Origin of the sequence: Methylobacterium sp. WL116, assembly GCF_008039455.1 — a bacterium.
Lineage (GTDB): Bacteria > Pseudomonadota > Alphaproteobacteria > Rhizobiales > Beijerinckiaceae > Methylobacterium.
Genome location: NZ_VRUV01000270.1, coordinates 1 through 6217, shown reverse-complemented (window position 1 = coordinate 6217; position 6217 = coordinate 1). Strand labels below are relative to the sequence as shown.

General features: G+C 70.3%; 6 protein-coding genes. 1 reads left to right on the top strand and 5 read right to left on the bottom strand.

The features are described from left to right. The 3 genes from FV223_RS17710 to FV223_RS17700 all read right to left on the bottom strand — a co-directional run. Window positions 1-921, bottom strand: a 921-nt coding sequence (locus FV223_RS17710) for an acetyl-CoA carboxylase carboxyltransferase subunit alpha (RefSeq protein WP_187276170.1), incomplete at its 3' end; no start/stop codon positions are given. Window positions 922-1108: 187 nt separating this feature from the next. Then, window positions 1109-2482: a PleD family two-component system response regulator gene (locus tag FV223_RS17705; protein ID WP_147728255.1), complete on the bottom strand. Its 1374-nt coding sequence runs from the start codon at window positions 2480-2482 to the stop codon at window positions 1109-1111. Window positions 2483-2543: 61 nt separating this feature from the next. Then, the gene (locus tag FV223_RS17700) at window positions 2544-2915 is read right to left on the bottom strand and encodes a response regulator (RefSeq protein ID WP_147728258.1); all 372 of its coding nucleotides are present in this window, start codon (window positions 2913-2915) and stop codon (window positions 2544-2546) included. 79 nt (window positions 2916-2994) lie between these two features. Between FV223_RS17700 and FV223_RS17695 the strand changes: the two genes are divergently transcribed. Further along, window positions 2995-3306: a DUF3572 domain-containing protein gene (locus FV223_RS17695; protein ID WP_147728254.1), complete on the top strand. Its 312-nt coding sequence runs from the start codon at window positions 2995-2997 to the stop codon at window positions 3304-3306. Window positions 3307-3321: 15 nt separating this feature from the next. Here the strand turns inward: FV223_RS17695 and FV223_RS17690 are convergent, their stop codons facing one another. Both FV223_RS17690 and FV223_RS17685 read right to left on the bottom strand, forming a co-directional pair. Further along, window positions 3322-4248 carry a cell envelope integrity EipB family protein gene (locus tag FV223_RS17690; RefSeq protein WP_243933386.1) on the bottom strand — a complete coding sequence of 309 codons (927 nt, stop codon included), beginning with the start codon at window positions 4246-4248 and terminating at the stop codon, window positions 3322-3324. A gap of 89 nt (window positions 4249-4337) precedes the next feature. After that, window positions 4338-6209 (bottom strand): ABC transporter ATP-binding protein, encoded by a 1872-nt coding sequence (locus FV223_RS17685; protein WP_147728256.1) that lies wholly within the window; start codon window positions 6207-6209, stop codon window positions 4338-4340. Window positions 6210-6217 lie beyond the last annotated feature (8 nt).

Sequence of the window (6217 nt, the reverse complement as noted above, 5' to 3'; positions counted from 1 at the left end):
GCCCATGGCGCAGAGCGAACCGTCGGTCATGACCTCACAGAGGTCGGCGATGACGGTGAGGTTCTTCTCCGGGCTGATCCCGGCGATGACCTTGTCCATCGTCTCGACGCCGCCGGTCGCCTCGGGGACGATGGTGTCGATGATGCCGAGCCGCATCAGGTCCTGCGCGGTGATCTTCATGGCGGTGGCGGCGTCGGGCGCACGGCCCTGGTCGCGCCACAGGATCGAGGCCGCGCCCTCGGGCGAGATCACGCCGTAGATCGCGTGCTCCATCATCAGGACGCGGTTGGCGGTGGCGAGCGCGATGGCGCCGCCCGACCCGCCCTCCCCGATCACCAGCGCGACGTTCGCCACGCCGAGGCCGAGGCAGGCCTCCGTCGAGCGGGCGATGGCCTCGGCTTGGCCGCGCTCCTCGGCCTCGATGCCGGGGAAGGCGCCGGCGGTGTCGACGAAGGCCAGAACCGGCAGCCCGAAGCGGTCGGCGAGCTCCATCAGGCGCACCGCCTTGCGGTAGCCTTCCGGGCGGGCCATCCCGAAATTGTGCCGCAGGCGCGTCTCGGTGGTCGCGCCCTTCTCCTGGCCGAGCACGCAGACCGGCCGGCCGCGGAAGCGACCCATGCCGCCGACGATCGCCGCGTCCTCGCCGAAGCCGCGGTCGCCGGCCATCGGCGTGAAATCCTCGATCAGCCCGGTGCAGTAGTCGACGAAGTGCGGCCGCTGCGGATGCCGGGCGACCTGGGTCTTCTGCCAGGGGGTGAGGTTGGCGTAGATCTCGGCCAGCGCCTGCGCCGCCTTCGCCTCCAGCCGCCCGACCTCCTCGCTGATCGCGACGGCGCCGTCGCGGGCGCCGACGGCGCGGAGTTCCTCCAGCTTCGCCTCAAGCTCGGCCACGGGCTTCTCGAAATCGAGGTAGGAGCGCATCGCCGCCATCGTCGTCACAGTACTCCCATCCGAAGGCCGGTGCGGCTGCGGCGCTGGTGCCGAAGGCCCCGGCCGCGAACGGCGCAGGGTGTTGGCGAAGCGCGGACGGGTGTCAACCGGCGGACCTTCGCCGCAGGGATGCGTCCGTTCCAAGCGTGCGCGCCGAATCCGGCGACGATCGGACGGGTCAGGCCGCCTGGGCCTCGACGCGGTTCCGCCCCAGCGCCTTGGCGCGGTAGAGCGCGAGGTCGGCGCGCTTCAGCATCTCGCCGGGGCCGACATCCTCGGGCTGACGGGTCGCGACGCCGATCGACACGGTGACGGGGACGCTGCGTGTGTCGCGATGGATCGAGAACGGCATGCCCTCGATCCGCTCGCGGATGCGCTCGGCGATGGCGTGGGCCTCGGCGAGGCCGGCATCGGGCAGGATGATGACCACCTCCTCGCCGCCGTAGCGGGCGACGATGTCGATGGTGCGGGTGTGCAGGCGGACGCGGTCGGCGAAGGTGCGCAGCACCTCGTCGCCGGCTTCGTGGCCGTGGGTGTCGTTGATCGCCTTGAAGTGATCGATGTCGAGGATCAGCCCGGCGACCGGGCGCTCGCGCAGCCGCGGATCGGAGAACAGGCCGGCGAGGTGGTTGTCGAGGTAGCGCCGGTTGTGCAGTCCGGTGAGCCCGTCGGTGACGGCCATCTCCATCGACGCCTGCACCGCGCTGCGCAGAACCTCGGAGAATCGCTTGCGGCGGATCTGGGTGCGGACCCGCGCGACCAGCTCGTTGCGGTCGATCGGGCGGAGCAGGTAGTCGTGGACACCGAAATCGAGGCCGCGCACGATGCGGGCGCGGTCATGCGCCTCGGCCAGCATGATCAGCGGCACCTGCCGGGTCCGCTCCAGGTTGCGCAGCTGGCTGCACAGGCGCAGCCCGTCGAAGCCCTCGAGGTCGAGGCTGACCAGGACGAGGTCGAAGCCGCCCTCGGCCGCCACGTGGATCGCCGCCTGCGGATCGGTCTCGAGCGTGACCGCGTGGAACTGGCCGAGCGCCGCCGCCATCCGCTCGGCCGAGCCGCGCCGATCCTCGACCAGCAGCAGGCTGGCGTTGAGGCCGGTCTCGGCGGTGGCGAGCGCCAGCGGGTCGCCCATGCCGAACTCGCGCGAGGCGAGCGCGCGGCTGCGCAGCTCGTCGGTCACGGCCTTCAGGCGCACGAGGCTGCGGACGCGGCTGAACAGCGCGGTGTCGTCGATCGGCTTGGTCAGGAAATCGTCGGCGCCGGCGTCGAGGCCCTTCAGGCGGTCCGAGGGTTGGTCGAGGGCCGTGACCATCACCACCGGCAGGTGCGCGGTGAGCGGGTTGTTCTTGAGGATGCGGCAGACCTCGAACCCGTCCATGCCGGGCATCATCACGTCGAGGAGGACGAGGTCGCACAGGCCCTTCTCGCAGATCGCGATCGCGTCCGGGCCGTTCATGGCCGCGACGGTGTCGAAGTATTCCAGCGCGAGCTTCGTTTCGAGAAGCTTCACGTTCGGGAAGAGGTCGTCGACGATCAGGACGCGGGCCGACATCGTTCCTCGCACAAGGTTTCAGCGGGCGATCGCAGGCGCCGTCGAGGGCTCGATCCGGACCTTACTTGTCGGCAAGATACGTGCGAACCGTTGCCAAAAACTTCGCGACGGAGATCGGTTTGGACAAATATGCCTCGCAACCGCCCTCGAGAATGCGTTCCTCGTCCCCCTTCATGGCGAAGGCGGTGATGGCGACGACGGGAATGTGCTTGAGGTCGTCGTCCTCCTTGAGCCACTTGGTCACCTCGAGCCCCGAAACCTCGGGAAGCTGGATGTCCATCAGGATCAGGTCGGGATGGTGGGCACGCGCGAGCTCGATCGCCTCGATGCCGTTGGCCGTCTTGAGGGTCGCGTAACCGTGGGCCTCCAACAAGTCGTTGAAGAGCTTCATGTTCAGTTCGTTGTCCTCGACGATCAACACCGTTTTCGTCATCACGCTTCGATCCCGGTGCCGCCGCGCGTCCTTTACGGGACGTTACCCGACCTCACGCCTTTGTAAGCGACAGATGTTGATGAATCGCAAATCACTTCAAGACGATGGGTCGACGCGAGCCACCGCCGCCGACCACAACCTGGCCGTCGACGTGCTCGGCTGGATGGTCGCCGACGAGGACCGCCTGTTCCCGTTCCTCAACGCGACCGGGCTGTCGCCCGAGGACGTCCGCGCGTCGCTGTCCGACCCGGCCTTCCTCGTCGGCGTGCTCGACCACGTCATGGGCGACGAGCCGGTGCTGCTCGCCTGCGCGCAGGGGCTCGACATCAAGCCCGAGCGCATCGCGGCGGCGTGGCGACGGCTCTCGCCGCAACAATCCGACGAGTTCTAAAGGGCCGCGTGCCGGCTACGGGGCGCACGGCTTGTCCGGCGCCTTGTCGAGCTCGAGGCGGGTCATGTCGCCGAGGATCGCGAAGTCGCCGTAGTCGAGCTTGAGCGCGCCGCTGACCCCGTTCTCGTAGAGGTCGAAGGTAAGGGTGTAGATCGGCGTGCGCTCGCCCTCCCCTTGCGTGAAGTAGCTCAGCGTCACCGGCCAGTGCGGCACGGCGGCCATCGCACCCTCGTGCAGCGGCTTGTCGCGGTCCGACGCGGCGGCGTTCGCCGGCGCCGTCGCACGGCGGCCGATCACGGCCAGGGTGTCGTAGACCTTGCGGCCGTCGTCCGACCCGTCGAACACTTTGGCCGACATCGTGGTGTCGCCGGCCCGCGCGGCCTGGACGAGGCGGCGCATGTGCAGGCTCGGGAACAGCACCGGGCCGGCGGCGGTGAACTGGTCCTTCTTCGGCTCCTTGAGCCGGACCTTGAACGCGTCGCCGCTCGCATCCGCGGTGCCGTCGACGGCCGGGCTCGGCTGTCCGTTCAGCACCGTCACCGTGCGGAAGCGGAAATCGCGGGCCTCGCCGCCCTCGAAGGTGGTGTTGCGCAGGTCCGAGGTCCGGCTGCCGCTCTCGCCGGATTCGAGCACCGTCACCTGGCGGGTCTGCATGGTGTAGCCGCGGCAGGAGTCGCCCTTGAACTCGATCACGATGCGCCCGCGCGCGCTCTCGACCGCCCGGGTCCCGCCGGTGGAGGCGAGCGACAGGTCGTAGACCGCCTTGTGGTTGGCGAGGATCACCGGCTCGGGCTTTCCGGGCTTCGGATCCTCGGGCTTTGCCGCCTCGGGCGCCGGCTTGGCCGAGGCGTCGGGCGTGGCCGGCGCCGCATGGGCCATGCCGCCGAAGCAGGCCGCGCCGGCGAGGAACGCGGCGACGAGGGCGGTGGCGTGGCGTGGCATCGTGAAAACTCCCGAGGCGGTGACGGCCGAAGTTGAGGCGCAGGCTGCAGGTAGTGGGTGCCGGGCCCGGAGCAATGCCGGGCGCCGGATCAGCGGTAGCCGGCCGCCTGAAGCTCGAACAGCTCGGCGTAGCGTCCGCCGAGGGCGACGAGCGCGTCGTGCGTGCCGGCTTCGAGCACCTTTCCGTCCTCCAGCACCAGGATGCGATCGGCCATCCGAACGGTGGAGAATCGGTGCGAGATCAGCACCGCGGCCCGCCCGGCGCTGAGGTCGCGGAAGCGGCGGAACACGTCGTACTCGGCGCGCGCGTCGAGCGCGGCCGTCGGCTCGTCGAGGATCAGGATCTCGGCGTCGCGCATGTAGGCCCGGGACAGGGCGATCTTCTGCCACTGGCCCCCGGACAGGTCGACGCCGCCGTCGAAGCGCTTGCCGAGGGGCTGGTCGTATCCGGCCGGCAGGCGCGCGATGACCGCGTCGGCGAGGCCGCGCACAGCCGCACGGCCGATGCGCTCGGCATCGTCCCGGGCCTCGATCCGCCCGACGGCGACGTTCTCGCCGGCGGTGAGGTCGAAGCGGACGAAATCCTGGAAGATCGCACCGATGCGGCCGCGGAGCGCGTCGAGGTCGTAGGCCTGCAGCGGCAGGCCGTCGAGCAGGATGCGCCCCTCGGTCGGGTCGTAGAGCCGGGTCATCAGCTTGACGATCGTGGTCTTGCCGGCCCCGTTCTCGCCGACGAGCGCCAGGGTCTCGCCCGCCGCGAGGGTGAAGCTCAGGTGCCGCACCGCCCACGCGTCGACGCCGGGATAGCGGAAGCCGACATCCTCGAAGGCGAGGCCCTGGCGGATCGTCGCCGGCAGGGGTGCCGGGGTCTCGGGCGAGCGGATCGACGGCGCGATCGCGAAGAACGAGAACAGGTCCTCGAGGTACTGCGTCTGCCCGGCGATCTGGGTGAACCCGAGCAGCAGGCCCTCGATCAGCCCGCGCAGGCGCTGGAAGGCGCCGGCAAGGAAGGCGAGATCGCCGATCGAGAAGCCGCCCGCCACAGTGCGCCAGACGATGACGGCGTAGGCGGCGTAGTAGGCCAGCGTGCCGAGCGCCGCGAAGGCGCCGCCCCAGCCGGCGCGGCGGATCGCCAGCGCGCGGTTGTCGGCCACCACCTTGTCGGCGAGGCCGGCATAGAGGTCGGTGATGTAGCCGTTCAGGCCGAACAGCTTGACCTCCTTGGCCGATTCGACGCTGGCGCCGAGGTAGCGCAGGTAGTCGATCCGCCGCCGTTCCGGGGTGCGGATCCAGGCGAGGCGGTAACCGGCTCGGGTGAAGTGCGCCTCGTTGAGGAAGGCCGGCACCAGCGCCGCCGCGATCAGCACGATCAGCCACGGGGTGTAGACCGCGACGCCCGCGGCGAACGAGAGCAAAGTCACCAGGGCCTGCCCCTGCCCGAACACCTGGGCGATCAGGCTGGTGCGCCCGGTGACCTGCCGGCGCGCCCGCTCAAGCCGGTCCTGCTGTGCGCTGTCCTCGAACTGCGCGAGTTCGAGGGCCGCCGCATGGCGCATCAGCCGGAGCGAGGCGGCGTTGGAATAGAGGTCGGCGACCAACCCGTCGACCAACGTGCTGAGGCGTCCGATCAGGTCGGAGAGGATCGCCAGGGCGAGTTCGGCCGCGACCAAGGCCGCGAGCCGCGACAGGTGCGGGTCCGAGAGCCACGCATCGACGCTCATCGGCGTCGCCCGCGGCCGGGCATGTTCCGCGACGATCGCGTCGAGGATCAGCTTCGCGAGCCACAGGGTCGCCACCGGCAGCCCGGCGCCGACGAGGCGCAGGGCGAGGCTGGCGGCGAACAGGCGCGGGCTCGCGGCGCGGACCTGCGCGAACAGGGCCGGCAGGTAGCGCAGCGATCCGAAGCGTTCGGAGATGTGTCGCCTGGCGGCGGCCCTCGAACTCGCGCAGTTCGAGGACAGCGCACAGC

What these genes read in the sequence shown, in the direction of transcription:
- FV223_RS17705 (WP_147728255.1), bottom strand. Translation starts at nt 2,482, where the DNA reads ATGTCGGCCCGCGTCCTGATCGTCGACGACCTCTTCCCGAACGTGAAG.
- FV223_RS17700 (WP_147728258.1), bottom strand. Translation starts at nt 2,915, where the DNA reads ATGACGAAAACGGTGTTGATCGTCGAGGACAACGAACTGAACATGAAG.
- FV223_RS17695 (WP_147728254.1), top strand. Translation starts at nt 2,995, where the DNA reads ATGAATCGCAAATCACTTCAAGACGATGGGTCGACGCGAGCCACCGCC.
- FV223_RS17690 (WP_243933386.1), bottom strand. Translation starts at nt 4,248, where the DNA reads ATGCCACGCCACGCCACCGCCCTCGTCGCCGCGTTCCTCGCCGGCGCG.